The organism is Rhodococcus sp. p52, assembly GCF_000763325.2.
Lineage (GTDB): Bacteria > Actinomycetota > Actinomycetes > Mycobacteriales > Mycobacteriaceae > Rhodococcus > Rhodococcus pyridinivorans.
On sequence record NZ_CP016819.1, the window covers coordinates 557,948 to 584,892 of the forward strand.

The 26,945-nt window shown below is 69.1% G+C and carries 17 protein-coding genes; 8 read left to right on the forward strand and 9 right to left on the reverse strand.

Annotated features, from left to right (window positions below; translation table 11 throughout):
- Nucleotides 1-65: 65 nt before the first annotated feature.
- From IM25_RS02545 to IM25_RS02555, 3 genes are all read right to left on the reverse strand, one after another.
- Nucleotides 66-1,529, reverse strand: coding sequence for a dynamin family protein (locus IM25_RS02545; protein WP_065995717.1), 1,464 nt, complete (start codon nucleotides 1,527-1,529; stop codon nucleotides 66-68).
- On the reverse strand, nucleotides 1,526-3,343 hold the full coding sequence (locus IM25_RS02550) for a dynamin family protein (protein WP_024101924.1): 1,818 nt from the start codon (nucleotides 3,341-3,343) through the stop codon (nucleotides 1,526-1,528). Before IM25_RS02550 ends, IM25_RS02545 begins: the two co-directional genes overlap by 4 nt.
- Before the next feature lie 71 nt (nucleotides 3,344-3,414).
- Nucleotides 3,415-5,427: an IniB N-terminal domain-containing protein gene (locus IM25_RS02555; protein WP_065995718.1), complete on the reverse strand. Its 2,013-nt coding sequence runs from the start codon at nucleotides 5,425-5,427 to the stop codon at nucleotides 3,415-3,417.
- 264 nt (nucleotides 5,428-5,691) lie between these two features.
- On the opposite strand from IM25_RS02555, the gene IM25_RS02560 reads away from it, so the two are divergent.
- The 5 genes from IM25_RS02560 (at nucleotide 5,692) to IM25_RS02580 (ending at nucleotide 14,505) form a co-directional block, all read left to right on the forward strand.
- Nucleotides 5,692-7,506 carry an Hsp70 family protein gene (locus IM25_RS02560; RefSeq protein WP_033096381.1) on the forward strand — a complete coding sequence of 605 codons (1,815 nt, stop codon included), beginning with the start codon at nucleotides 5,692-5,694 and terminating at the stop codon, nucleotides 7,504-7,506.
- A 9-nt stretch (nucleotides 7,507-7,515) separates the two neighbouring features.
- The gene (locus IM25_RS02565; RefSeq protein ID WP_033096238.1) at nucleotides 7,516-9,993 is read left to right on the forward strand and encodes a LuxR C-terminal-related transcriptional regulator; all 2,478 of its coding nucleotides are present in this window, start codon (nucleotides 7,516-7,518) and stop codon (nucleotides 9,991-9,993) included.
- The gene (locus IM25_RS02570) at nucleotides 9,984-11,561 is read left to right on the forward strand and encodes a hypothetical protein (RefSeq protein ID WP_033096239.1); all 1,578 of its coding nucleotides are present in this window, start codon (nucleotides 9,984-9,986) and stop codon (nucleotides 11,559-11,561) included. Before IM25_RS02565 ends, IM25_RS02570 begins: the two co-directional genes overlap by 10 nt.
- A 138-nt stretch (nucleotides 11,562-11,699) precedes the next feature.
- Complete coding sequence (locus IM25_RS02575) at nucleotides 11,700-13,031, forward strand: S1 family peptidase (RefSeq protein WP_033096240.1); 1,332 nt, start codon at nucleotides 11,700-11,702, stop codon at nucleotides 13,029-13,031.
- A 166-nt stretch (nucleotides 13,032-13,197) separates the two neighbouring features.
- Nucleotides 13,198-14,505 carry a S1 family peptidase gene (locus tag IM25_RS02580; protein WP_033096241.1) on the forward strand — a complete coding sequence of 436 codons (1,308 nt, stop codon included), beginning with the start codon at nucleotides 13,198-13,200 and terminating at the stop codon, nucleotides 14,503-14,505.
- A gap of 332 nt (nucleotides 14,506-14,837) precedes the next feature.
- Here the strand turns inward: IM25_RS02580 and IM25_RS02585 are convergent, their stop codons facing one another.
- Nucleotides 14,838-15,536, reverse strand: coding sequence for a hypothetical protein (locus IM25_RS02585; RefSeq protein ID WP_065995719.1), 699 nt, complete (start codon nucleotides 15,534-15,536; stop codon nucleotides 14,838-14,840).
- Nucleotides 15,537-15,970: 434 nt separating this feature from the next.
- On the opposite strand from IM25_RS02585, the gene IM25_RS02590 reads away from it, so the two are divergent.
- Nucleotides 15,971-19,159, forward strand: coding sequence for a (Fe-S)-binding protein (locus tag IM25_RS02590; protein WP_033096242.1), 3,189 nt, complete (start codon nucleotides 15,971-15,973; stop codon nucleotides 19,157-19,159).
- A 58-nt stretch (nucleotides 19,160-19,217) separates the two neighbouring features.
- On the opposite strand, the gene IM25_RS02595 is transcribed toward IM25_RS02590, so the two are convergent.
- The 4 genes from IM25_RS02595 to IM25_RS02610 all read right to left on the reverse strand — a co-directional run bounded on the left by IM25_RS02595 (nucleotide 19,218) and on the right by IM25_RS02610 (nucleotide 22,402).
- Nucleotides 19,218-20,168, reverse strand: a complete 951-nt coding sequence (locus tag IM25_RS02595; protein WP_006553041.1) for a hypothetical protein — start codon at nucleotides 20,166-20,168, stop codon at nucleotides 19,218-19,220.
- 94 nt (nucleotides 20,169-20,262) lie between these two features.
- Nucleotides 20,263-20,826 carry an alpha/beta hydrolase-fold protein gene (locus IM25_RS02600; RefSeq protein ID WP_198162529.1) on the reverse strand — a complete coding sequence of 188 codons (564 nt, stop codon included), beginning with the start codon at nucleotides 20,824-20,826 and terminating at the stop codon, nucleotides 20,263-20,265.
- The gene (locus IM25_RS02605) at nucleotides 20,813-21,985 is read right to left on the reverse strand and encodes an alkane 1-monooxygenase (protein ID WP_006553043.1); all 1,173 of its coding nucleotides are present in this window, start codon (nucleotides 21,983-21,985) and stop codon (nucleotides 20,813-20,815) included. Before IM25_RS02605 ends, IM25_RS02600 begins: the two co-directional genes overlap by 14 nt.
- 213 nt (nucleotides 21,986-22,198) lie before the next feature.
- Nucleotides 22,199-22,402, reverse strand: coding sequence for a cold-shock protein (locus IM25_RS02610; protein WP_006553044.1), 204 nt, complete (start codon nucleotides 22,400-22,402; stop codon nucleotides 22,199-22,201).
- A 166-nt stretch (nucleotides 22,403-22,568) separates the two neighbouring features.
- Here IM25_RS02610 and IM25_RS02615 point away from each other — a divergent pair, with 166 nt between their 5' ends.
- Both IM25_RS02615 and IM25_RS02620 read left to right on the forward strand, forming a co-directional pair.
- Nucleotides 22,569-23,825: a pyridoxal phosphate-dependent aminotransferase gene (locus IM25_RS02615; RefSeq protein ID WP_019291004.1), complete on the forward strand. Its 1,257-nt coding sequence runs from the start codon at nucleotides 22,569-22,571 to the stop codon at nucleotides 23,823-23,825.
- 328 nt (nucleotides 23,826-24,153) lie between these two features.
- A complete protein-coding gene (locus IM25_RS02620; protein WP_065995720.1) occupies nucleotides 24,154-25,437 on the forward strand; it encodes a YibE/F family protein in 1,284 nt (427 codons plus the stop codon).
- Nucleotides 25,438-25,446: 9 nt separating this feature from the next.
- Here the strand turns inward: IM25_RS02620 and IM25_RS02625 are convergent, their stop codons facing one another.
- Nucleotides 25,447-26,862 carry an Hsp70 family protein gene (locus IM25_RS02625; RefSeq protein ID WP_065995721.1) on the reverse strand — a complete coding sequence of 472 codons (1,416 nt, stop codon included), beginning with the start codon at nucleotides 26,860-26,862 and terminating at the stop codon, nucleotides 25,447-25,449.
- Nucleotides 26,863-26,945: the final 83 nt, after the last annotated feature.

Below are 26,945 nucleotides of genomic sequence, written 5' to 3' on the forward strand. Positions count from 1 at the left end.
GCCGGCACGATCGACGCTATGACCTCACGTTACGTGAGGTGCAAGCCGAATCGTTCGGCTACAGCTCACATCTGTCGGCCGGCTCCCGCGACCAGCCCTTCCGCACTGCGCGCTGCCACCGCTGCGGCTTTCGCAGTGAACGGATCGAGCAGCGGATGTTCGGCGCGGGATCGCCAGTGCCGCACCGCATCGACGGCCGCAGCGCGGATCTCGGCAGGTGACGCGTCGTCGGCGAGACCGAGGCGCCGGGTGGCGCCGATCCCGGATCCACCGACCACGCGCTGCAGCGCCTGGACCTCCTCGTCGGGCAGTGACACCGACGACGACCGCAGTCTGCCCAGCAGGCGGAGTTCGGCGAAGCCGTGGTCGTCGGCCAGTTCGCGTCGCACGGCTCCCAGCAGCTCGTGGTCGCCGCACGCGTGCAACACCCGCTCGAGCGCCAGCAGCGCCGAATGGGTCTTGAGCTGATCGGCACGCTGACCGAACTGCACGTCGATGACCTGACGCAGCTCGTCGAGCCCGCTGCGCGCGACGAGTTCGGCGGCGAGGGACGGTGAATCGCGCGCGCCGAGCTGCACGAGCAGCACTGCGGTGCGGATGCCGAACAGACCGAACCGGTCGACGAGACGTGCCCGCATCCCGGGGTCGACGGGCAGGTCGACGTCCGGTCGCGCGAAGCGGTCGGCCGACAGCATCGCGACCTGCAGTTGTTCCACCGGCACCTGTGCGAGCGCCTCGAAGGCCGCGAACTCGTTCTGCCGCAGGGTCCGTGCGGCGAGGGCGAGCAACCCGGCGACCGGCACGACCGCCTGGCACAGTCCGGTGCGTTCGAGTTCGTCGGTGAACCTCGCCGCGACCTGCTTCGCCGACATCATCGCGTCGGCACGACCCGCACCGACCTCGTCGGCGCGCGACACCCCCCCGACGATGCCGAGCGGTCCCGATCCCCCGCCGACGTGCCGGCCGATCCGTTCGAGGAACTCGACGTCGGCGGCTCCGAGCGAACGCATCAGGTAGACGACGGCGTCGGCACCGGAGGCCGATTCCTCCGGGGTGAGCAGCGCCAGGGTCCGCGCCGACACGTCCTGCGACAACGACGACGTGCCCGGGGTGTCGATGATGGTGGTCTGCGCCAGCGCGCTGGCCGGCCATTCGACGTCGATGAAGTCGACGCGGTCGGCGGTGAGTTCGCCGAGGTCGAAGGTCAAACGGCCGTCGGGACGCTGCACGGGCACCGGCATGCGGCGGTTCCGGTCGTACCAGGCGTTCACCGTCGGCACGGGTCCGTTGCGGTACCAGGTGACGACGCGCGTGCACTCCGTCGCGTCGGTGGGCGCGATGTCCTGTCCTACAAGCGCATTGAGTAGGGTCGACTTGCCGGCCTTGAGCGATCCGGCGAGCGCGACCCGCAGCGGCTGATCGAGTCGCGCGGCGCAGTGGTCGAGCAGGTCCGCGACGGCCGGGTTCCCGCCGTACGACGCGCGTGCCCGGTCGAGCAGGTCGCGGGCGCGCGAGAGAGTCGGGGTCACGCCGACACTCCCGCGAGTTCCGCGGCGCGCTCGCGCAATCGGCCCAGTTCCGCGACCTGCGTGTCGAGTTCACCGATCCGACGGCGGCGTTCCTGTTCCTGCACGGTCGCGGCCTGGCGGGCCGCTTCGAGCGACTCGTCGAGCGAACGTAGTGTCTGCTCTGCGATCTCGGTGAAGTGATCGCGCAACTGACGCTGGATGAGCCGGAGCCGGTCCTTCGATTCCTTGCCGACCTGGAAGCTCACGTCGTCGGTGAAGGCGCGGATCGCGCTCTTCGCGTCGACGCGGCGCTTGGCGAGCCGCACCTGCTTGTCGTCGCGATACGCCTTGGTACCCAGGACGACTCCGGCTCCCACCGAGATCGGGTTCACGAGCGCCATCCCCATCAGGGTGGTGACGAGACCGAACATCAGCACGCCACCGTAAGAACCCTTCATGCCGACGAGTACCTTCTGACCGATACCGATCCGGCCCGATTCGAGATCGGACAGGTTCTCGACGGGCTCGAGCAGTCTCGACAGGTCGCCGAGATGCAACGACGGCAAGGAGTCGTCGTCGAGTGCGAAGTGCTCGGCGACCTTGCCTGCGAGCGCCTCGGCGCGTTCGTGCGCCCACACGAAGTTGTCACCGACGGATTCGGCGACCTGTTCGGCGAGCCACTGCCCCAGCCGCGGCCATTCCTTGCCCGGATCACAGTCGTCCACGGACGCTTCGGCGTCGCGGGTCACCGTGCGCAGCCGGTCGCGCAGGTCGTGGTCGATGTCGGCCGCGAGATCGGCGATGCCGTCCGACAACGTGATCTGCCACCGCGCCGCCCGCGTCCGCAATGCCTCGGTCGCGGCGCGTGCCCGGTGCAGGTCCTCGATCGCGGCGTTCCCGGAGTCGGGGTCGCGCAGGGCGGCGAGTTCGCTCTCGCATCCGAGCGCGAGATGGTCGACGACGGTCTTCACGTCGTGCGCCACCGACAGTCGCGCCGAGTCGGCGTTGCGCGCGACCACCTGTTCGCGCAGGAAGTCGTAGATCGCGTCGAAGCCGGATTCCTGCTGCAGCGAGGCGTCTTCGGTGCGCAGCGCGTACTCGCGCAGCAGGGACGAGACGGGCAGCAGCGGCAGGTCGATCCCCGCTCGCTGCAGGTGTTCGCGGTCGGCGTCGACGATCGCGCGCCAGTGCGGATACACGTCCGTCTTGGTGACGAGCACCGCCGACGCCGGGCACAACGTCTGCACCTGTCGCAGGAACGACATCTCCGGTGCGGTGAACTCCTGACTCGCATCCGAGACGACGAAGACCGCATCCGCGGTGGCCAGGAGCGTCAATGTGGCTGCTGTGTGCGGATTTCCGTGGCCTCCCACACCCGGGGTGTCGACGAACACGAGTCCGTCGGCGAGCAGCGGACTCGGCACACTCACCTCGAGCCGGTCGACGTCCCGGCCGGCGCTGCGCGGCGCGACCTGCTGCAGGTCGTCGAAGGGCACGGCGATGCGCGGCGCCGAACCGGTCGGGACGAGTTCGGCGGACGGCTCCTGCCCGTGTTGCACGAGCGTGGGGACCGCGGTGGTCTCGTCGTCGCCGACGGAACACACCTCGAGGCCGAGCAGAGCGTTCACGAACCGGCTCTTGCCCTGGTTCAGACCCCCGACGACGACCACCCGCAGTCGCGGGTCGGAGACCTTCGTACGGGCGGCCGTCAACCGGTCGGTGAGATCGTTGCGCCCGGCGCTGCGAGATCGCGCGATCGCGGAGTCGATCAGGTCGAGGAGCGCTCGGCGTCTCGAAGGATCGGATGGATGCTGCGTATCCGGTGAATGCTGCATGGGCTGCGTCGACTCGCCTTCCGTCGGTGCGGGCTCCGGACATTATGTCCCGGAGCCCGCACCGCTGCGGGTCAGGGCAGCAGTTCGTCGAGCTCGGTGGAGTCGGTGGCGCCGAGAGAGGAGTCGCCGCCGAGACCGGAGGTCGCGGTGAGACCACCCTCGCCGAACAAGCCCGCAGCTCCCGAGGCAGAGCCGAAGACGTCCTCGCCGACCGATGCCCAGCTGTCCGCACCGCCCGACAGGGCCGTATCGACCCCGCCCGGCAGGGCCGTATCGACCCCGCCCGACAGGGCCGTCCCCACCTGCGTGGACAGCTCGGCACCGAGGTCGGCTGCGCTCTCCAGACCGCCGGAGACACCGAGGTCGGCAGCCGCGCCCAGGTCTGCTGCACCACCGAGATCCAACCCGTTCTCGACATCGGTGGCTGCACCCAGATCGACGGACGTTCCCAGTCCACCGGCCGCGCCGACCCCCGAGCCGATCGCCGCGCCGAGGTCCGCTCCCACGTTCACTCCGGCCCCGAGTTCCGCCGCCGCGTCCAGTGCGCCGTCGAGGGCGTAGCCGAGCTGACCGGTGGCTTCGGCACCGGCATCGAGGCTGCCGCCGATCGTCGTCGCGAGCTGCGTGCCGAGATCGGCCCCCGCATCGAGGGACGCCGACCCTGCGGCCGTCTCGAGTGCACTGCCGAGTTGCAGGCCGAGCTCGGCGCCGGCCGAGCCGCCGGTCGCGAAGGTCGAGCCGAGGACGGACGACAGATCCGATCCGAGGTTCGTCCCCGCCTGCACGGTCGAATCGACGGTCGCGCCGATACCGGTGGTCGAGCCGATGGCGACGTTCAGCGCCGACGACAGTTCGGTGGCCGCGGTGGTCTCGAGGCCGAGCGCACCTCCGAGCACCCCGCCGACCAGCGTGCCGAGTTCGACGCCCGCCCCGGCCTCAGCGTCGATCTCACCGCCACCCGAGAGGACCGCGTCGAGGTCGACACCGCCGAGCAGACCGCCCTGCGCGCTGTTCTCGATGACGGTCCCCAGCGCGGCGCCGAGATCGGCCGCAGCTCCACCGCCCGCTCCGAGCAGGGCCGAGAGGGACGCACCGAGGCCGAGCGTCGCGCCCACACCGGCGTCGAGACCGGCGGAAAGGTCGGTTCCCAGTCCGGCGCCGAGATCGGCCACACCACCGAGGACGCCGCCCAGGCTCGTGCCGAGCGCGCCGGTCAGTTCCGTGCCCACGCCGAGAACGCCACCGAGGGTCGTGCCGAGTGCGGCACCGAGTTCGGCGCCGCCCTCGAGGGCCGCGGTGAGTTCGGTCGAGAAGGTGCCGCCGACGTCGACGGCCGATTCCAGCAGGCCACCGAGGGCAAGCCCGATGTCGGCGCCGAGGGTGCCGCCGATGCCCAAGGCTCCTTCGAGGGTCGTGGCGAGATCTGCGCCGAGGCCGCCCGAGGCCTCGACGGCCGCGTCGATCGCCGCGGCCAGGTCTGCAGCGGCACCGACGCCCAGGCCGAGCCCACCTTCGAGCGCTCCGGCCACGGCACCTCCGACGTCGAAGGATCCGCCGAGTTCGAGGCCTGCGTCGAGAGCACCACCGAGCGCTGCACCCAAGGAAGCGCCGAGTTCGCCACCGGCTTCGAGCGCCGCTCCGAGCTGCGCACCGAGGTCGACGACGATCCCGGTCTGCGCGCCGACGGTCCCGCCGAGGTCCAGTCCGCCGCCGAGGTTAAGTCCACCACCGAGACCCAGGCCCCCACCGAGGCCTGCTCCGACACCGAGGCCCAGGCCGGCGGCGCCACCGAGGCCCACTGCGCCACCGAGGCCCGCTGCTCCGCCCAGACCGGCTGCGGCGGTGCCTACGATCGACGCCCCGACGTTCGCCGCACCGTTCAGCGCTGCGGTCAGTTCGGCGGCGGTTCCGGCGAACAGACCACTGTCCGCAACGAGCGGGGCGACGGCGACGATGTCGGCGTGGCACACGCTGTCCAATCCGGCTTCGGCGAGGACGGCCTCGGGGTTGTTGCAGTACCGGGCGAGTTCCTTCTCGTCACGGAACAGGCTGAGGATGAAGTCGAGTACGGCGTTGGTGGCCATCGCGTGTCTCCTGAGTCGTCGGGATCTACGGACGACGCTACGAAACGGCCGGTCGCGGGCACAGGGGGTGCGGCCCCCTGCCCGCCGTCACCCGTTAGGGGATCGGGGTTCGGGGGCATGGGGGTCGTTAGGGGACAGTCCCTACGATCGGGCCGGTGGCGGCGTGGGCGCTAACGGGCCGCGCGGCGGGAACGACAGGCTCATCGAGACCGAACGGTGGAGCGAGATCGCGGACCGATGTCCGCCCAGAACACGGGAGCGTGCATGTATTCAGGACTCGGCGTCACGATCGGGGCGGCCAACTCGGTGGCCCTCACCGTCCTCGACCAGCCCCGATCCGGCGATCCCAGCGTTCTGTCGATCCCCACCGAACTCCACCTCCCCGAGGGCGGGGCCCCCGTCCTCGGCGCCCCGACCCCCGGTGCGCAGGTGTTCTCCGGCTATGCGGCCCGGGTGGGCGATCCGGTCGGCATCCTCGCCGAGGACGGCTCCACCTACCTGGGTGAGGATCTCGTCGCGTCGACCGTGGCCTGCCTGCAGTACCGCACCGGCACCTCCGATGTGCCGACGATGCTGGCACATCCCGCCGCGTGGTCGGCTCACACCGTCGAGGCCCTGTGCGCCGCGCTCGTCCGGGCGGGCGTCACTGCACGGACGATCCCCGAACCGATCGCGGCGGTGCGCTGGCTCGACGCCACACACGGGCCGCTGGGAGACGACGTGACGGTGGTCTACGACCTCGGTGCGCGCAGCCTCGACGTCACCGTCGTGCAGGGCGGCGCCCATCCCATGCTGCTGGGCCGCCCGTTGAGCAGCGACGACGTCTCCGGCGACCATTTCGACCATCTCGTCACGACCTATCTGCTGGAAACGCTCGGCGGGGACTCGACCGGCCTCGATCCGTTCGATTCCGCGACCGTCGCGGCACTCGCCGACTTCCGCGGTCGGTGCCGCGCGGCGAAGGAGGCACTGTCCAGCGACACCGAGACGGTGGTGCCGGTCGCGCTGCCCGGCCTGCACCGCGACCTGCGTCTGGTGCGCAGCGAGTTCGAGGAACTCGCCCGGGAACCGCTCGGGGCGTCGCTCGCCGTGGTGCAGGACGCGATCCGCGGGGCCGGGCTCGATCGTGCGGACATCGGACGCGTACTGCTGATCGGTGGTGGCTCGTCCACCCCGCTCGTCGCCGAACTGATCTCGTCGGAGCTGGGTCTGCCGATCGTCTCGTCGGCGCGACCGGCCTTCACCGCAGCGCATGGGGCCGCGCTTGCAGCAGCCGCGGACGGTGCCCCGACTGCCGCGGTGCCGATGGCGCCTCCTGCACCTGTCGTCGACGACGAGCCCGAGACCGTCGCGCTCCCGGTGGTGCCCGCCGCTGAGGCGCCGCCGGTCGCCGCCGCGCATCGGCCTGCGGTCGTCGACACCGGGTCCGGCACACCCTCACGCGCCCGTGCCCGCTCGTTCGCGCTGGTGGGTGCCGCTGTCGCTGCCGTCGTCGTCCTCGCCGGGGGTGGACTGGCGATCGGCACCCTGTCGTCGGAGGCCGAGACACCCGGTTCGGAGGTGGGTCCGTCGAGCGAGGTCGTGGCCGGCAACTCGACCACCACCGCGACCGTCCCCGGTACGACCGTTCCCGGCACGACCGGCGCGCAGCCGTCCGAGGCGGGAACCACCGTCCCGATCGGGGTGCAGGGACCGGACGGCACCGTGACCGCTGTCCCGGTCGCCGCGACGCCCGCTTCCGGCGCCGCACCCACCGGCGCTGTACCTGCGCCGGACCCGACCGCACCCGCGCCGGTAGCACCCGGTCAAAGCCCGCAGGCACCCCAGCCTGCGCCGCAACCCGCTCCTGCTCCGGCCCCAGCGCCCGCCCCTCAGCCTGCGCCGCAACCGACCCCGCCGAGCACGGGTGGCAGCGGCGTCGGCGACGCCCTGTCCGGCGCAGGTCAGGGTGCCGGTGCGGTCGTCGAGGGTGTCGGTAACGGCGTCGGCGGGGTGCTCGACGGCACCGGCAACGTGGTCGGGGGTGTCCTCGACGGCACGGGGCAGGTCGTCGGCGGACTGCTCGGAACCGGACGCTGACCGATCCCGATGACGTCCGCTCCCGCTCCTCCGCGACGCCCGGTCCCCCGGGAGGTCACGCGTGCCCTGACCGCGGCCGCTCCCCCGCGACTACTGCTCGTCGGCGGCACCGGAAGCGGGAAGTCCGCCGTACTCGCTTCGCTCCGAACCGATCTCGGCGACACCCGCACCGTCGACGACGCGCACCGCATGACCGCCGCGGAACTGCACGAGCTCGTCGACCACGTCCGGAATGCGCCGACCGGAATCGTCGTGGCCACCGAAGCTCGACCCCACCGAGCCGAGATGCGTTCGCTGACCGCAGCGTTCGCGGGAAACGGGACAGTGGTGGAACTGGGCTCGTGGACGCCCCGTGAGATCGCCGGTCGCGCGGCATCGTTCGAGCTTCGGCTCGCGCCACCCCAGGTGCGTGCCCTGCACCGCCTGACGGGCGGCGTACCGCATCTCGTCGACACCGCCCTCGAAGCCGTGCGGACGGAGGCCGATGTCCGGCAGGCCGTCGAGGAGGGGATCCGCCGGCAGCTCCTCGCCGATCTCGATCTCACCGCAGCCCTCGCGCTCGTCGATCTCGGTGCGGCGCTCGATCCCGGCGAACTCTCCGCCGTACTCGAGGTACCCGCCGAGCGGGCCCTCGATCTCGTCGACGCGGCCCGCGCGAGCGGTCTGCTCGGGGCCGATGCAGCGAGTCTCACTGCGGGAGCGAGCGGCGTGCCCGCCGCGGTCCTCGGGAGACACAACCTGTTCGCCGTCGCCCGCCGCCTCCTCGCGACACGCATCGACGCCGGAACACTCACGCCGCACCTCGCCCGGGGGCTCGCCACGATCGGCCTCACCGATCCGCATCTCGCCCGACGGCTCGTGGAGTTCGCGGTCGACGCAACGCCGCGCGAGGCCGCCGATCTTCTCGACGCCGCGGTACCGACAGGAGCCGATCCCGATGCCCTCGCAGTGCGGCGCGCCGAAGTCGCCTTTGCGGCAGGGGATCTCGAGCGAGCCGAGCAGGTCACCGACCGGCTGCTCGACCGCGCCGACACGGTGGACGTCGACGACGTGCGCGCCGCCACCCGGATCTCCGCGAGTATCGCCGCGCATCGCGGCATGCTCGACCGCAGCGCCGACCTGTTCGAATGGCTCGGCCCCGAACGGGTCGGTACGGACGCTCCTCTCGCCGCCACAGTGCTGCTCGCCGCCGGACGCCCCTCGGCCGCAGAACGTCTCCGCGGTGCCGCCGTCTCGGGTGCGCCGACCTCTGCGGCCTCCGCCGCACGACTGCTCGAGGAGGGCCTGCGCGAATCCGTCGGAGGCGACGGCCGGATCGCGATGAATCACCTCGCCCGCGCATTGACGAGCCTCGGATCCGACGGTTCGTTGCGCGCCTGGCCCGACACGGTCGACGCCGTCGCCGCACTGCTGTGTCTGCACTCGGGCGAACTCGGGTACGCACGCGCGATCCTCGACCGTCCGGAGACTCCCACCGTGCGCAATCGCATCCTGGTGGCGTGGACCGAGATGCTCGGCGGTGATCTCACCGCCGCCGCGGCGACCGCCGAAGCCGTCGCTCCCGAGGTGACCGGGCAACGCAATCTCCTCTTCTTCCACGCCCTGCAGGTCGGGCTGGCGCGACGCAACGCCGACCTCGGAGCGTTGACGGTGCGATGGCAGGCCGCGCAGGCGGTCGTCGCCGAGTACTCCGTCGACCTGTTCGGATTGCTGCCCCTGGGTGAACTGTGGCTGGCCGCCGTCCGCCTCGGGGAGTCCGCGCGGGTCGCGCACCTCGTCGTCGGTGCCCGTGCGCTGCTCACCACCCTCGGCGAGCCACCGCTGTGGGGTGCGGCGCTGCACTGGTACGGAGTGCAGGCCGCGATCGCCGCGGACCGTCCGGCCGACCTTGTCCCGCACGCCCGCGCGCTCGCCCTGGCCGCGGAGACCACTGCCTACGCCGCGGTGCTCGCGCGGGCCGGGCATGCATGGCTCTCGGTGCTGCGCGGTGAGGTCGACGCGACGCGCATCCGCGAGGCGGCCGAGTCCCTCGCGTCCGTGGGTCTCCCGTGGGACGGCGCGAAGCTCGCGGGAGAAGCAGCGCTCCGGACGGACGACACCACCGTCGCCACCGGATTGCTGCAGGTCGCGCGGACGATCCGGCAGGACGGCCCGGCCGGTCGCGCACCGGTCGACGTCGCCCCCGCCGCTCCCCCGAGCGTTCCGGACGAATCACCCCTCGGCGCACGGGAGAAACCGGGCGCACTGTCCGAGCGCGAGGCGCAGGTGGCCGACCTGGTGGTTTCGGGCCTCACCTACCGAGAAGTCGGGAACCACCTGTACATTTCCGCGAAGACCGTGGAACATCATGTCGCCCGTATCCGGCGCCGACTCGGTGCCGGTTCCCGCTCGGAGCTCCTGTCACTGCTCCGAGCCATGGGGCACGGCGCAGATGTATCCCGTCACATGCACTCCGACCGGAATGGAGGAAAGCCGGCATGTCCGTAGGCGTAGGCCTGAGGGTGGGGACCACCGTGTCGTCGGTTGCGGTCACCTCACCGACGCCGGGACGGCCGGACCCCGCACCGATCGAGCGGTTCACCGCCGTCCACCTGCATTCCGACGGCACCGCGACGCTGGGCGACCACGACGTCGTCGACGGGCACACCAGTTCCTTCACCGGCTTCGTCGACCGCCTCGGCCACTCCGGCGGTGTCCGCGCCAACGACGGGTCACTCTCCCGCGCCGAAGACCTGGTCGCAACGGCCATGGAATGTCTCCTCGCCGACGCAGCCTCCCTCATCGGCGACACCCCGTACACGGCTGTGGCGACGCATCCCACCGACTGGCCGAGCTCGACGGTCGCGGTGCTGCGCAACGCCCTCGACTACGTCGGGTTGCGTCACGTCTCGCTCGTCTCCGACGCCGAGGCCGCCGCAGCATGGTTCGAATCGCAGGTCGCGCATCAGACCGGACGGCTCCTCGCGGTCTACCACATCGATCCGCAGGGCTCGACCGTCACGCTCGTGCGCTCTGGAGTCGCGGCGGGGAAGGCCTTCCGATTCCCTGAGGACGACGCTCCGTCGGTCGCCGCGCAGCTCTCGTCGGCGCTCGGCGCGTTCGGCTGGCTCGTGAGCAACCTCGACGCCATCGTCGTCACGATCGACGAAGCAGTCGATCCGAGCGCCGCGCAGCTCGTCGCACAGTCGGTGAAGACCGGTCTCGGTGTGCGGTGTGCCCTGGCGCCCGCCCCGCACCAGACGATGGTGCGGGGCGCCGCTCTCGCCGCGGCCGCCGGCTCGGTCGACCTCCTCGGTTCGACGCAGATCCTGCCCACCGCCAAGCTCACCGAACCGCGACGCAGCGAACTCGACCCCGAGATCACCGCGGTGATCTCGAAGATCACCGCGACTCCCCCTCCGGGCGCCACGCCCGCTGCCGCCGCGGCGAACACGCCGAAGGCGACGGTCGCCGCCGTCGCAGCCGGAGATGCCGCCGACGAGAAGCCCTCGGGTCGCTCGTCGAAGGTCACGGCCATCGCGGCGGCTGCGGCGATCGCGTTGCTGGTAGGCGTCGGCGCGTTGGTGTTCGGGCTGCGGGACTCCCCGACGGCCACCGCGGGCACGCAGGTCGCCGAGACCCCGACCGCTCCCGCAACCACGACGACCTCGAAGTCGAGCAAGCCGCCGGCTCCCCGCAGCACCGAGGAGACCACCACCGAGGAGTCGACCGAGCCGGCCACCGCCGAGCAGGCGGTCCCGGTGGCCCCGCCGGTCGTGCAGCAGACCTGGGTCGATCCCACCACCGGCACGAGCGAACAGTCCTCTTCGTCGTCGTCGCCCGGCTCGACCACCTCGAGCACGTCCTCAACCACCTCGAGCACCGGCTGGTCGCGGCGGAACCAGCCCGATGATTCCTCGGGTGGCGGACGCGGCAGTGGTGGCAGTGGCGGGAGCGGTGGCAGTACCACCACCACGACGACCCAGCCGACGACCGCCCCGACCGATCCCGACCCTTCTGAGGAACCGCCCTCGACGGACATTCCGGAAACGACAGAGACTGAGACCGGCAGCTAGACAGCGCGGCTATCCGAGTGGTGACCTACGGCACTATCGGCGGTCGCCGGGCCGTCCCGTAGGCTGTCCCGCGGGTCGGCTCGCCGATTCCACGAAGCACCTGTTCAAGAGCACATCGAGCACACATGAAAGGCCTCCATGCGTCTCTCGTCGGCGTCGCGCGCCGCAGTCCGTTCCACCACCCGCCGCGTCGCAGTCGCAGCGGCCTCCGCGGTTCTGCTGGCTGTGCCTCTGAGCGCCACAGCGAACGCCGCGCCCGCCGAACAGTTGCCTTCCGCTGAACTTCCCGCCGAGCTCGTCGAAGCGATCCAGCGCGACCTGGGTCTGACGCCCGAGGAATACCTCGATCGCGCCGCGCGGGCGCAGGAACTCGGTGACTACGCCCGCGACTTCCGCTCCGAGCGTCCCTCCGAGTTCGCAGGCGCCTGGCTCGGCGAGGACGGCAAGCCCGTCATCGCCGTCACGAACCCCGAGGCCGCAGAGAAGGCAGCCCAGGACGGCTACCGGGCGACGGTCGCGCCGGTCTCGGCCGACGGACTCGAGCAGGCCCTCGCCGAACTGAACCGCTGGGTGGCGGGGCTCCCGCGCGAGGTGTCGTCGCAGATCAACTCCGCGTCGATCGATGTGCTCAACAACCAGATCGTCCTCGACATCGTGAACTCGCCGATCGGGCGCGCACTGAACCTGCCGTCGCTGGCGGCGAACGTGCAGGTCCAGTTGTCGCCGGGCATGCCGCCGAACGATCCGGCCCCGATGGGTGGCGACACCTACATCACCGCCGACGGCGACGTCCGCGCCACGCCCATCGAGCGCATCGGCATCTGCTCGTTCGGCTTCAACGGTGTCGACGCCGACGGCGACGCCGTCAACCTCACCGCCGGTCACTGCGACGCGGTCGCTCGTTCCGACGGTGGTTCGACGGTCTACCTGCCCAACCGCGCCAACATCGACGAGAGCGTCCGGATCGGCAAGTTCACCGAGTCCACGGTCGGTACCGACAGCACCCTCGACTACGGCATCGTCTCGCTCGACAAGGCCGGCGTCGACGCGGGCCTGGACCGCCCGTCGGTTCGCGGCGGCAACGGCTCGACCCTCACGGTCACCGGCACGGCCGTTCCGGTCGTCGGCGCGCCCGTCTGCAAGTCGGGACAGTCGTCGTCGTTCACGTGCGGGCTCGTCGTCGCCGATCGCATCGAGACCCAGCTGACCTACGACTCGGGCTTCTCGAGCACCATCCGCGGCTTCGCGACCTCCGCCTGCACCCTCGCGGGTGACAGCGGTGGTGCCATCGTCACCGGCACCCTCGCCCTCGGCGTGATCAGCGGATCGAACAGCGCCGGCGCACCGAACTGCGTCGAGGCGAATCTGGTACTCGCGCCCAACGGTGGCACCTCCAGCCTCGGCATCCCGATCCAAGAGATCGAGAACGCCACCGGCGCCCGAGTCCGTACTGCGGCGAACCCGTCATAATGCCCGGAACACCTGGGCCGTTCGTCACAACAGTCACACGAGTCTCATACGTAACCGAGAAGTAGCTACGTACTTCCGCGATCACCCCTTAGGATCGGACGGACGCCGATCCGCGGGGGAACGGCGCCTTCGCGCGTGCATGCGCGAAGGAACGAGAAAGGTATCCATGCGACGCACCTTCGCACGTCGGACGGCCGTCATCGGTTCGACCGCACTGCTGCTCCTCGGCCCTGCCGTTGCCATCGCGCAGGCCGAACCCGAGACCGAACCGGCGCAGACATCGTCTCTGCCGGCCGAGCTCGTCGAGGCGTTGCAGCGCGACCTGAACATCGATGCCGAGCGCTTCCTCGCCGATGCGCAGCGCAGCCAGGATCTCGCCGCGTTCGCCGAGAAGGCACGGGAGCAGTTCGAAGCCGTCTTCGCCGGTGTGTGGCTGGACGACCAGGGCACCGCCACCGTCGGCCTCACCGAAGGTGACGGCTTCGAGGAGGCCCGCAAGGCCGCCGAGGATGCCGGATTCACCGTCGCCGAGACCGAGCGCAGCGAGGACGCCCTCGAAGATCAGCTCGGCGCGCTGGGCGACTGGCTCGAGACCCAGCCGCCCGCCGTCGCCGATGTCATCCGCGGCATCGCCGTCGACGTGGTCAACAACGATGTCGTCGTGCGCACCGACAACGTGTCCGGCGTCGAGCTCCCCGACTTCCTCGACGGCGTGCGCGTGCTGTTCGCTCCCGCCGAACTGACCCCGGAGGGCGCAACCGACCTGCAGCCCATCGCCGGTGGTCTCGGCGCGCCCGACGCGCTCTTCGGCGGCGACGCCTACGCCGCGCTCGGTGCCGGCGAAGGGCTCCGCTGCTCGCTCGGCTTCAACGGCGAGGACGGCAGCGGACAGCCCGTGAACATCACCGCCGGTCACTGCGACCCCAACCGCGCGCAGGCCGGCACTCGGTGGGCCTCCCAGGTCCACCAGCTCATCGGCGACAACCTCGGCCAGCACCTCGGCTCGTTCGAGAAGACCGTGCTCGACGGCAGCGACTACGCGCTGATCCGCCCCACCTCCGATGCCGCGGGTCGCTTCGAGAACAACGGCGTGCGCGTTCCGTTCGCCGCTCCGCTGCCCATCACGGGCGTCGCGGATCCCGTCGTCGGCGCTCCGGTCTGCAAGTCGGGCCTGCGCACCGGCTACAGCTGCGGTGTCGTGACCGCCACCGGCCAGAACGTCGAGATCGGCCACCGCGTGCTCGAGAACGGCTTCTCCACCAACCTGTGCGCCCTGCAGGGCGACAGCGGTGGCACCCTCGTCACCGGCACTCTCGCCCTCGGCATCTCCAGCGCCTCGAACGTCGGCCAGTACGGCATGTGCGAGATCGCCGGGTTCGTCAGCGGCCTGCTCGGTGAGAGCCCCGAGCTGTTCGCCACGCCGATCAAGACGGTCCTGGCCGAGAACCCGGGCCTGAAGGTCCGCACCTGGTAGCGCGAGTCCACACGACGACGAGGCCCGGCTTCCGCACCGCGGAGGCCGGGCCTCGTTTCGTCTCATCTCCGCAGATTGCGCCCTTCTCGGAGCGTCGTTCGGGCACCAAGATCGAATCGGATAGGCTCGCCCGATCGGTCGGACCGGACGAGTGGACCGCAGGGACAGAGGGAGATCGAAGTGCTGGGATCATCGATCGTGGGCAGCATTGCGGTGCTGCTCACGGATCAGCAGGTGCTGTGGAATCTGATCAGGCTTTTCCTGGCCGGTTGATCTGCATACGAAACGGCCCCGTCACCCTGCAGGGCGACGGGGCCGTTTCGTACTACTGCTTACTTACCTTCGGCCCACTGCGTGGTTCCCGGAGCCGCCAGCAGATCCTGGACCACCGCGATACCCGCGATGACAGCCGTCGGGCCGCCAGCCGTGAACGCGCCGATGGTGCCACCGACGCCCGCACCGGCACCACAGCCGAGGATGGTCCCTGCGCCCGGCACGATCGTTCCGGGAATCGCTCCGACGATGCAACCGATGATCGCGCCCCCGACAGTGCCGATAGCGGTGGCCATGCCCAACTGCGACACGAAGTTCTGCTGCGACTTCAGGTTCTCTTCGGGCGATGCGACATCGGTGAGCTTCAGCGCCACCGGGGTGAGCGACGGTCCGACCTTGTCCTCAGGTGCGACCGGGGTCGCCTTGGACAGGTCGGTGACGGGGGTCAGCGTGAGAGTCTTGCCGTCCTCGCTCACCTCACGCTCGAAAGGCAGCTGCAGATCGCCGAGCTGGATCGCGAGCGGCAGGCTGAGGACGGTGTCACCCTCGTCGTCCTGCAGTTCGACGCTCTTTCCGTCTCCGGAGACCTGGAAGGAACCTGCGTCGATGACGGTCACGACGGACTCACCCTCGGGCCGGACCTCGTAGTTGATCGCGTCTTCGTCGGCTGCGGCCGGAGCGGCGTACGAAGTTCCGGCGGTGATGCCCATGGCGGCGATCGTCATCGTCGCCACAGCGGCAAGCTTCTTCAGCTTCATCTTTTTCCGTTCTGTGACATGGCGCACGCCTGTTAAGACGCCCCCATTCTGCTGTATCGACCTGGAGTTCTACGTCCCCCGACGTGTACATCCCACGTGCGAACCCCACGTACCGGGCAAATCATAACCGACATCACATCCGGAGCGTTATACCCCTTTGCCCGAATGGACACCGCATCGTGGCCGGTAGAGCGTGTCGTGACCTCCGTGTGACACACGCCTCGTTTCGGGCGAGTTAGGACATCCTGCGCGACGGCGGTATCGCGTTTGACCTCTAGCGTGTCCGGGCACACGGTCTCCGATTCGACGCAGATTTTACTACTGGCGGGGAACTCCAGTTCAGACCAAGTTACCGGTGGGTAACTTAGCTTGCGTTACGATGCGGTGACTCATACCAGGCGGCACGACGCCGCCCCCGACACGAAAGGCCACGTATGAATGCCCTGACGATTACGTTGGGCACGATCGGCGTGCTGCTGAGCCTCGTGTGTTGGTTCGCGTTCATCAGCGGCGCATTGAAGATGGTCAACACGATCCGGGTCGGCCAGCCGGCCCCGGACCGCTGGCGGCCGTTCTTCCCGCGCTTCAAGCAGATGGTCGTCGAATTCCTCGCGCACACGAAGATGGTCAAGTTCCGGACCGTCGGCTGGGCGCACTGGCTGGTGATGGTCGGCTTCATGCTCGGCGCGATCGTCTGGTTCGAGGCCTACGGCCAGACGTTCGACCCGAGCTTCCACTGGCCCATCATCGGCAACACCGCCGTCTATCACTTCATCGACGAGATCCTCGGCCTCGGCACAGTGATCGGCATCCTGACGCTGATCTACATCCGCCAGCGCAATCATCCACGTCAGCCCGGACGGATGTCGCGCTTCAGCGGCTCGAACTTCAAGGCCGCCTACTTCGTCGAAGCGGTCGTGCTGCTCGAGGGCCTGGGCATGATCCTGGTGAAGGCCGGCAAGATCGCCACCTACGGCGGCGGTCACCTGTCGACCGACTTCTTCACCATGCAGGTCGCCCGGATCCTTCCGGAGAGCCCTGAACTCGTGTCGGTCTTCGCGTTCATCAAGCTCATGTCGGGCATGGTGTGGCTCTACATCGTCGGCCGCAACATCACGTGGGGTGTCGCATGGCACCGCTTCTCGGCCTTCTTCAACATCTACTTCAAGCGTGAGGACGACGGCGGTCCCGCCCTCGGTGCCGCACGTCAGATGATGTCCGGCGGCAAGCCCGTCGACATGGAAGACGCCGATCCGGACAAGGACACCTTCGGTGCCGGCCGCATCGAGGACTTCACGTGGAAGGGCTGGCTGGACTTCACGACCTGCACCGAGTGCGGTCGTTGCCAGTCGCAGTGCCCCGCCTGGAACACCGGTAAGCCGCTGTCGCCGAAGCTGCTCATCACGTCGCTGCGCGACCACGGTTACGCCAAGGCTCCCTACCTGCTCGCCGGTGGTCGCACCGATCTCGGTGGCGACGAGGTCGGCCTGGTCGACGCCGAGGGCAACCCGGACGAGGCCAAGCTGGCGAAGATCCCGGCGTCGGCTCGCGAGGAGTCGGGTCGCAAGCTCGTCGGCGAGACCGAGGGACTGCTGGAAGCAGGCGAGCTCGCTCCCGTCATCGACACCGAGACCCTGTGGTCGTGCACCAACTGTGGTGCGTGCGTCGAGCAGTGCCCGGTGGACATCGAGCACGTCGACCACATCATCGACATGCGTCGCTACCAGGTGCTCATCGAGTCGGACTTCCCGTCCGAGCTCGCGGGTCTGTTCAAGAACCTCGAGAACAAGGGCAACCCCTGGGGCCAGAACGCCAAGGACCGTCTCAACTGGATCAACGAGATGGAGTTCGACATCCCGGTCTTCGGCCAGGATGCCGACAGCTTCGACGGCTACGAGTACCTCTTCTGGGTCGGCTGTGCCGGTGCCTACGAGGACCGCGCCAAGAAGACCACGAAGGCCGTCGCCGAGCTCCTCGCGACCGCCGGCGTGAAGTTCATGGTCCTCGGCGCCGAGGAGACTTGCACCGGCGACTCCGCTCGCCGCGCGGGCAACGAGTTCCTGTTCCAGCAGTTGGCGCAGCAGAACATCGAGGTCCTCAACGGTGTGTTCGAGGGCGTCGAGCAGAGCAAGCGCAAGATCGTCGTGACGTGTGCGCACTGCTTCAACGCGCTGAACAACGAGTACCCGCAGGTGGGTGGCAGCTACGAGGTCGTCCACCACACGCAGCTGCTCAACCGTCTGGTGCGGGCGAAGAAGCTGGTCCAGGTCAAGGCCGTCGGCCAGGACGTGACCTACCACGACCCGTGCTTCCTCGGACGGCACAACAAGGTCTACAACGCTCCGCGTGAGCTGATGGCGGCGTCGGGTGCGAAGCTCGTCGAGATGCCGCGTCACGGCGAGCGGTCCATGTGCTGTGGTGCCGGTGGTGCCCGCATGTGGATGGAGGAGAAGATCGGTAAGCGCATCAACATCGACCGTGTCGATGAAGCGCTCACCACGAATCCCGCCAAGATCGCGACGGGCTGCCCGTTCTGCCGCGTCATGCTCACCGACGGTGTGACGGCGCGTCAGGAAGAGGGCAAGGGCGAGGGCGTCGAGGTCATCGACGTTGCGCAGCTCATGCTCGAGTCGATCTCTCGCGTCGAGGCTGCGAAGCTCAGCGACAACCTCAAGGTGGTCCAGCAGCCGAAGACTCCGGTCGAGGTCGAGGAGACCGCGGAAGAGGTCGAGAAGGAGCGCGTCGAGGAGGTCGAGGCGGCAGCGGCAGCGCCGGCTGCTCCGAAGACCACCGGCGCCCCGAAGGCCGGCGGCCTGCAGATGAAGGGCGGCCTCAAGGCTCCGGGCGGACCGAAGGCTCCCGGGGGCGCGAAGGCTCCTGCTGCCGAAGCTGCCGAGGCGCCGGCAGCGCCGAAGGCGAAGCCGGGCGGCCTGCAGATGAAGGGCGGCCTGAAGGGTCCGGGCGCGAAGAAGGCTGCGGCTCCGGCCGCACCGGCCGCGTCGTCCGAGGCTTCTTCTGCTCCTGAGACCGAGGCACCGGCAGCACCGAAGGCGAAGCCGGGCGGGCTGCAGATGAAGGGCGGTCTCAAGGCACCGGGCGCGAAGGCCCCGGGCGCTGCGAAGCCGGCCGCACCTGCTGCTCCCGCCGCTCCTGCCGAGTCGTCGGACGCTCCCGCTGCCGAAGCACCCGCGGTGCCGAAGGCGAAGCCGGGCGGACTGCAGCTCAAGAGCGGCCTGAAGGGACCGGGCGCCAAGAAGGCGGCTCCGGCGGCGTCCGCAGCTCCGGCTGCACCTGCCGAGGAGGCACCTGTTGCCGAGGCTCCCGCGGCGGAGTCGTCTACGGCCGAGGCGCCTGCTGCGGAGCAGCCGAAGGAGTCGGTGATCCCGAAGGCGAAGCCGGGCGGACTGCAGCTCAAGAGCGGTCTGAAGGGTCCGGGCGCGAAGAAGGCTGCGCCTGCCGCTCCGGCGAAGGCGGAGCCGACGCCGGAACCCGAGCCGGTCGCCGAGGCTCCGGCTGAGCCCGAGGCGCCCGCGACCCCGGCGAAGCCGGAGGTCGAGGCACCGAAGGCGAAGCCGGGCGCGCTCGGCTTCAAGCCCGGCGCGAAGGCACCCGGCCGCAAGTAGGTACGCAACGCGAGGTTGAGGCTCGCAACGCTGGCAGTGACTGCTGGCGTTGCGAGCCTTACTTCTTTGTTGCGTACCTCCCCGTCGGCCCGCTCCCCCGCGCCGCCCGTGCGAACGCCTCCCGCACCTTCGTTGCGACGGCGCCGCGGGTCCCGAGGTCCTGCCACGTCCACCGCACCACCGTCCACCCCGCGTGACGCAGTGCGTCCTCCCGCAGCTTCTCGCGGTAGACCACGTCCTCGGCGGCGGTGGTCGCGACCCCGTCGCGGCGGTACTTGATCCGACCGTCGAACTCGCCGATCACACCGTGCTCCGGCCACAGGAAGTCGACGCGAGCGAGCCACCTGCCGTCGGCGCAGAAGACGTCCACCTGCGTGAGCGGCATCGGGATCTGCTCACGGACGAACAGAACCCTGCTCCGCGACTCGCCGGCGCTGTCGCTGCACCCGCTCGACAGCTGCACGGCACGACGCGCATGCGCGATGCGGGGATGACTCCCCATCCGTTCCACGGCACGGGTCAGCTCGTCGGAGGCAACCAGCCCCGCTCGCAGCGCACTGTCGGCAAGTACGACGGCCTGCTCCACCGGCACCGTTGCGGCCACATCCGTGATCGTCCGTGCGACCGACAGCACCCGCGCTCCCCTCCGGTCCACGACGTCCGCCTCACGGAAGAGCGCCGCGTGCATGGCGCGGCCGGGTGTCCTCCGCGCTCCACTCGGCGCGTTGCGGGTGAGGTGCACATCATCGAGTGGGATCTGCCAGACGTCGAGCCCGTGCAGCACCGCGGCCGATACGTGGCTCAGCGCCGAGGTCGGTCCTGCATTGGCGATGAACGCCCGTGCCCGAAGAGCATGTCGAGCGTGATCGTCGGCCCCCGCATATTGGTCGGACTGGACGAAGACTCCCGACGCGAGCCGAGTCCACGTTCCGTTCCGCACCAGACGTCGGATCTCCGCATCGGTGACGCCGCGCGCATTTGCCTCGCGCCGCAGAATCAACTCCCCCATGGCGCCTAGCATCGCCCGTCGACCCGGGCCGCAGGTGCCTACGAGGACGAATCGGCCGGATCTGTGGATGAACCGACCGCCTGTGGATGAACCGTCAGGACGCGCCGATCGCGGGACCGAGGACGGGCCACGAGTTGTGCAGGTCGTCCTGCCAGTAGCCCCAGTTGTGGGTGCCGTCGTCGTGGATGTCGATGGTGGCGGGGATGCCCAGTTCGTCGAGGCGCGTCGCCATGCGTCGGGTGCAGTCGGCCGCTGCGGCTTCGATGAGTCCGCCCTTGATGACCACGTCGGTAAGGTCTTCCTCGTCCTTGATCCACTCGGATTCGAGATTGTCGTAGCGGCCGGGCAGGCCGGTGCGCGACGACAGGTACAAGGTGGTGCCGCGCAGTTTCTCGGCGTTGACGTAGGGATCATTGGCGACCCAGGTGGGGTCGTCGAACGGACCCCACATGTTGAGCGGGTTGCCGAAGAAGCGGGCGGTGGCGGCGCCGGCGTCGGCGAAGATCTCGGGATCGAATTCGCCTCGGACGTCGACGTACTGGGCGATGGTCAGTGGAATGTCGCCGAGCAGATGCTGGGCAAACCAGATCCCGCGTTGGGCCGACGAGAACGGGAAACCGTCGCCGGTCTCCCCGACATGGCGCCTAACTGCGACCACCGTATCGTGCCTGAATCGCATTTCGTTTCTCAGGCTCAATATTGATTCGCGAGAAATCGTGACTGTAGTGCTCGAGCAGTCGCGGGTCCATGATGCGCCGCCACAGCGGCGGGAACAGAGCCAGGATGATCAATACCGCGTAACCGGCGGGTAGCTGCGGCGCCTGCGGCATCGACCGCAGGGTCTGGTAGCGGCGCAGCGGATTGGCGTGATGGTCGCTGTGCCGTTGCAGGTTGTAGAGGAACAGGTTGGAGCACACGTGGTTGCTGTTCCAGCTGTGCTGGGGCTGCACGCGTTCGTAGCTGCCGTCCGGTCGCTTCTCGCGCAGCAGCCCGTAGTGCTCGAGATAGTTGGCGCCTTCGAGGAACATGATCGCCATGACGGCCTGGACGACGAGCCACGGGGCGATCGACCAGCCGAACACGGCGATGAGCACCGCGTAGAGGACGACGCTCAGCGCCCATGCGTTGAGGATGTCGTTGTGCCGCAGATTCCAGAACGACGTGCCGCGACGTTCGAGCCGGCCCTTCTCGTAACGGATCGCGGAACGGAGGCTGCCGAACACCGAACGGGGCAGGAAGCGCCAGTAGCTCTCTCCCATGCGGGCGGTGGCCGGGTCCTCCGGGGTCGCCACACGGGCGTGGTGCCCCCGATTGTGTTCGACGTAGAAGTGGCCGTAGAACGACTGGGCGAGCGCGATCTTCGCGAGGCGCCGCTCGATGGTGGTGCGCTTGTGTCCGAGTTCGTGCGCCGCGTTGATGCCGACACCGCCGACGATGCCGAGTGTGGCGGCCATCGCGAATCGTTCGGCGCCGCCCATGGGCTGCGACACCCACATCCAGCACCCGAATGTCAGGCCCGCGTATTGCAGTGGGAGATAGAGATAGGTGCAGTAGCGGTAGTACCGGTCGTTCTCGAGCGCCCGCATCACGCTCTCGGGCGGATTGCTCGTGTCCAGCCTCGCGAACGCGTCGACCAACGGGCAGACGACGGCGATGACCAGTGCACCGGTGGCCCAGAAGACGCCGAGGTGGAGGTATTCGACGAGGAAGTAGGCGATGAAGGGGCTCAGGGGGACGACGAGTCCGTACAGCCAGAGGCGTTTCTTGGGGTCGGTCCATCGATCGTGTGTCGCACTGCGAGGAGTAGCCGAATCCACAAACACCAATCCCCCAGGAAGGAAAAACCGTCCGGTACGAATCCCCACGAACCGGAGAAAACAAACTGTTACCCCACGAACCGGATATACCTTACAAGCAGTACTTACCGACGGGTAGGCCTACGCCTCCCGGCTGTGACGGAGAGCACACGACGACGGCGCCGCACCGGAAGTGCGACGCCGTCGAACGCGGAATTCTCGAAAGAGTGCGACCTAGATGGCGCGCACACCCTGAGCCTGCGGGCCTTTCTGCCCCTGGCCGATCTCGAACTCGACTCGTGCCCCCTCGTCCAGGGTCTTGAAGCCCGAACCCTGGATCTCGGAGTAATGGACGAAAACGTCTGCTCCCCCACCATCCTGCTCGATGAAGCCGAAGCCCTTTTCCGCGTTGAACCACTTGACAGTGCCCTGCGCCATACCACTTGCTCCTTGCATTCCCCCACGTCACCCCGACGTGAGGCCTAGATGGACCTCGATCATCGCATTGATCCGGACATTCGTCGCGCCTTGTTTCCCAACTCGTTACCGCAACCGGCAAAACGCGGATGAAATCCTGTTGCGGCACGGTGGCACGATGTAAGCCGTGACTATCGAGGAGCAAGGCCAACTTCACCATCACATCAGCCGTCGGCTCGAGCAGTCGTCGAAGCTCCAGAACGTGCTCTACGAGATCCGCGGGCCGGTGCACGCCCACGCCGCGCGGCTCGAGGCCGAGGGGCATCGCATCCTCAAGCTCAACATCGGCAACCCCGCACCGTTCGGGTTCGAGGCGCCCGACACGATCGTGCAGGACATGATCGCGGCGCTGCCCCACGCGCAGGGCTACTCGGAGTCCAAGGGCATCGCCTCCGCCCGTCGCGCGATCGTCACGCGCTACGAGCTCGTGCCGCGCTTCCCGAAGTTCGACATCAACGATGTCTACCTGGGCAACGGAGTCTCCGAGCTCATCACCATCACCATGCAGGCCCTGCTCGACGACGGCGACGAGGTGCTCATCCCGGCACCCGACTACCCGTTGTGGACGGCGATGACCTCGCTCGCCGGTGGCACCCCCGTGCACTATCTGTGCGACGAGACCAACGACTGGAACCCGGACCTCGACGACATCGAGTCCCGGATCACCGACCGCACCAAGGCGATCGTGGTGATCAACCCGAACAACCCGACGGGCGCCGTGTACTCGCACGAGGTGCTCGAGGGGATCGTGCGCCTTGCCCGCAAGCACCAGTTGCTGCTGCTCGCCGACGAGATCTACGACAAGATCCTGTACGACGATTCGAAGCACATCTCCCTCGCCTCGCTGGCCCCCGACCTGCTCTGCCTGACCTACAACGGCCTGTCGAAGGCGTACCGGGTCGCCGGCTACCGGTCGGGCTGGATGGTCATCACCGGCCCGAAGGATCACGCAGAGGGCTTCCTCGAGGGCGTCGACCTGCTCGCCTCGACCCGCTTGTGCCCCAATGTGCCGGCCCAGCACGCCATCCAGGTGGCGCTCGGCGGCTATCAGAGCATCGAGGACCTGGTACGGCCCGGTGGGCGCCTGCTCGAGCAGCGCGACGTCGCGTGGGAGCGCCTCAACGCCATCCCGGGCGTGAGCTGCGTGAAGCCGCGCGGTGCGCTCTACGCCTTCCCGCGTCTGGATCCGGAGGTCTACGACATCCACGACGACGAGAAGCTCGTGCAGGATCTGCTGCTGCAGGAGCGCATCCTCGTCACGCAGGGCACGGGCTTCAACTGGCCGAACCACGACCATCTGCGCATCGTCACGCTGCCGTGGGCACGCGACCTGGCGGTGGCGATCGAGCGGATCGGCAACTTCCTGTCCTCCTACAAACAGTAGGAACAGGGCTTCCGACCCCAGGCGGGCAATCGTTGCCGAACAGTTACATTGCCCCTTTCGGGACCAAAGTCCCTGTTTAGAGGCACGGTCGACCTACCCGAACGGACAGTTTGTCGGCTTCGTGACCATCGACACATGCCAACCCCTCCCCAATCCGGGGTCGGAACCAGTAATTTGCCTTATGGCACTAAGCACTACGCACTGTGCCGGGCTCCCTGATCGATCGCCATCCCCCCTGTGCGAGATCAGGTGACGGTGGCGGGGACACCCCCCCTGCCCCCCGCCACCACCAGCCCCAACCATCTCGCCTCTTGGCTAGCCTGTCCGGGTGAATCACGGACACGGCCATTTCGGCCACGGACACGGTCACGGGCAGGACGAAAGTCCCATCCCACTCGGACCCATCGCCGCGAAGATCGTGGTCGGCCTGCTGGCTGCGATCGGTCTCCTGGTGCTCTTCGGCACCGCCCTGTTATGGCCGAGCAGCCGTGCCGTGGACATCCCCGCCCCCTTTCAGACGAGTAGCGGCGGCGCGGTCGTCACCGAGGCCGGAACGGTCGTCGAGCAGAACACCGGCCCGTGCGGCAGCGCGTCCTTCGGGCGCGTCTTCACCGGTGAGCCGTCCCCTCCCTCGAGCAACGCCTTCGACTGCGAACGCAGCATCGTCGCCATCGAATCCGGTCCCGACGACGGTGCCCGGACGCTCCTCGAGGTGATCCCCGGCCCGGGTCAGCCCGATCTACAGGCCGGCGACGAGATCCGTCTCGTCCGCCAGACCGATCCGGCGGGCGCCACCCAGTACTCCTTCTACGACTACGCCCGCGGCTTCCCGCTCGCGCTGGTGGTCGCGGTGTTCGCTGTCGTGGTGGTCGCGATCGCCCGCTGGCGCGGTCTGCGGGCCCTGATCGGCCTGGTGGTCGCGTTCGGTGTGCTGGTGGCGTTCATGCTCCCGGCGCTCCTGGACGGCAACCCCGCCGTGCCGGTCGCACTGGTCGGCGGTGCACTGATCCTCTACGCGGTGCTGTATCTGGCGCACGGTGTGAATCTGAGGACCAGTTCGGCGCTGCTCGGCACGCTCGCCTCGATGGTCGTCGCGGCCCTGCTGTCCTACGTCGCGATCCGCATGACACATCTGACCGGTCTGTCGGAGGAACAGAACACCGACGTGCAGCTGTACATCGGGCACGTGTCGATCTCGGGCCTACTGCTGGCGGGATTCATCATCGGCTCGCTCGGTGTGCTCAACGACGTCACCATCACGCAGGCGTCGTCGGCCTTCGAACTCGCCGGGCTCGATCCCGAGTCGTCGCGTCGTGAGATCTTCTCGGCGGCGATGCGCGTGGGCCGCGACCACATCGCCAGCACCGTCTACACGCTCGTCCTCGCCTACGCGGGCGGCGCGCTGCCTCTCCTGCTGCTGTTCTCGGTGGCCGGGCGGTCGATCACCGATGTGATCACGAGCGACGCCGTGGCGATCGAGCTGGTCCGCGCATGCGTCGGCGGCATCGCGCTCACGTTGTCGGTGCCGCTCACCACGGCGATCGCCGCCGTGCTCGCGCGTACCGACGCCCCCGGACAGCAGACGGGTGGCCGGCACGCGCGACGCGCGTGAGCGGGTGACTCAGGGAAGCCGGATCTGCGGCAGCGGCGGCAGCTCGATCGTCGGCAGCGGCGGCAGCGTCGGGACCGGCACTCCCAGCCCCGGGATGGTCGGAGCCGGAGCGGGCGGAGGTTCGGGGGCCGGCGGAACCGGGCGCGGTGAATGGGTGGTCGGAGCCGGCTCCTGCTCGACCGTGGTGGTCGTGGTGACCTGCGTGGGCGCTACCGCCGGCGCGGGGTTCTGCCGCGGCGCGTTGGTGGTCGTCGGGATGTACGACTGGGTGGGGCTCGTCTCGTCGGTCGACGAACTCGTGAAGCCGGTGCTCAGCGCCACGCCGATGACCGCGACGACCGCGAGAGCCGTGCCCGCGATCCCGGCGCCGGAGATCTGCCTGCCGCTGACCGACGGACCGCGACCGGCCAGCGACGACCACCACGGCTTCTTCGCGTCGGCGGACTCCGCACCGGTGGCGGCAGCCGTGGGCGCAGCGGCCGCGGCGGCGACGACCGGGATCTGCTCGGTGTCGGCGCTCGTCGACGGGGGCTGACCCGGCACGATGCGCGTGAGGGTGCTCACCGGTTGCGAGGTGGCCGGTTGCGCGGCGGCCAGGGCCCCGCCCTTGGCGAGGACGAGTTCGGGCTCGTGCGGCACCACCAGGGGCAGGCCGAGCCAGGAGCGCAGCACCTCCTGCACGAGCGGGATGTGCGCGCCGCCGCCGAGCAGGACCACGGCCTCGGGGTTGCGACCGGCACGGGAGATCACCTGGTGCACGAATTGCGCCGACGACTCGACGCACTGCGCGATGAGCGGATCGAAGGTCTCGCGCGACATGAGCACGACCCCTGCCGCGCCCGGCACGGCCACGGTCTCGCTCTGCGAGAGCTTCTCCTTGGCCTCGCGGCACTGGGCCGACAATTCGTCGTCGGTGGCGGGGTCGTCGGGGCGCCACACACCGTTGGTGTCGAGTTGGTGGTCGCGGATCACGTTGTCGAAGACGCGGCCGCCGATGCTGTCGGTGCGTTCGGCGAGCACCTCGCGGGAGACGAGGTCGACGACGGTGACGGTGAGCCCGGCGTCGCCGAGGTCGTAGAAGACGGCGGTGTTGCTGCCGAGCTCGCCGGTGGCCTGCAGATAGGTGACGGCGGCTTCGGGTTCGGAGACGAGCAGGTAACGGTCGATGTGCTCGACGGCCATTGCCGCGCGCAGGCGCTCGCCCTGGGCCTGGTCGCGATAGACCAGTCCCACCCGCTCGATCGGATCGCCCGCCACACCGGTCTGGAAGAGCACCCCGAGGGTGCCTGCCGCCAGCCGCGCCGGATCGTCCTTACCGGTTTCGACCACCTGGAACTGGACCCCCGCCGTCGGGGTCGTTCGATCCACCGGCCGCACCACCCGAACGGCGCTCTCCCCCACGGTCACACCGAGAATAGAACTCATCAGCCGCCTTCGACGTTGGATGCGCCAGCCGCGTCAGCTTCCCCCCGCGCCCGAAATCACCGACGATGGTACAGAACGTTACC

Bases quoted from the DNA above. Each gene is read 5' to 3' on its own strand.
- IM25_RS02550 (WP_024101924.1), bottom strand. From the start codon at position 3,343: ATGCAGCATTCACCGGATACGCAGCATCCATCCGATCCTTCGAGACGC.
- IM25_RS02555 (WP_065995718.1), bottom strand. From the start codon at position 5,427: ATGGCCACCAACGCCGTACTCGACTTCATCCTCAGCCTGTTCCGTGAC.
- IM25_RS02560 (WP_033096381.1), top strand. From the start codon at position 5,692: ATGTATTCAGGACTCGGCGTCACGATCGGGGCGGCCAACTCGGTGGCC.
- IM25_RS02565 (WP_033096238.1), top strand. From the start codon at position 7,516: ATGACGTCCGCTCCCGCTCCTCCGCGACGCCCGGTCCCCCGGGAGGTC.
- IM25_RS02570 (WP_033096239.1), top strand. From the start codon at position 9,984: ATGTCCGTAGGCGTAGGCCTGAGGGTGGGGACCACCGTGTCGTCGGTT.
- IM25_RS02575 (WP_033096240.1), top strand. From the start codon at position 11,700: ATGCGTCTCTCGTCGGCGTCGCGCGCCGCAGTCCGTTCCACCACCCGC.
- IM25_RS02580 (WP_033096241.1), top strand. From the start codon at position 13,198: ATGCGACGCACCTTCGCACGTCGGACGGCCGTCATCGGTTCGACCGCA.
- IM25_RS02585 (WP_065995719.1), bottom strand. From the start codon at position 15,536: ATGAAGCTGAAGAAGCTTGCCGCTGTGGCGACGATGACGATCGCCGCC.
- IM25_RS02590 (WP_033096242.1), top strand. From the start codon at position 15,971: ATGAATGCCCTGACGATTACGTTGGGCACGATCGGCGTGCTGCTGAGC.
- IM25_RS02595 (WP_006553041.1), bottom strand. From the start codon at position 20,168: ATGGGGGAGTTGATTCTGCGGCGCGAGGCAAATGCGCGCGGCGTCACC.
- IM25_RS02610 (WP_006553044.1), bottom strand. From the start codon at position 22,402: ATGGCGCAGGGCACTGTCAAGTGGTTCAACGCGGAAAAGGGCTTCGGC.
- IM25_RS02625 (WP_065995721.1), bottom strand. From the start codon at position 26,862: ATGAGTTCTATTCTCGGTGTGACCGTGGGGGAGAGCGCCGTTCGGGTG.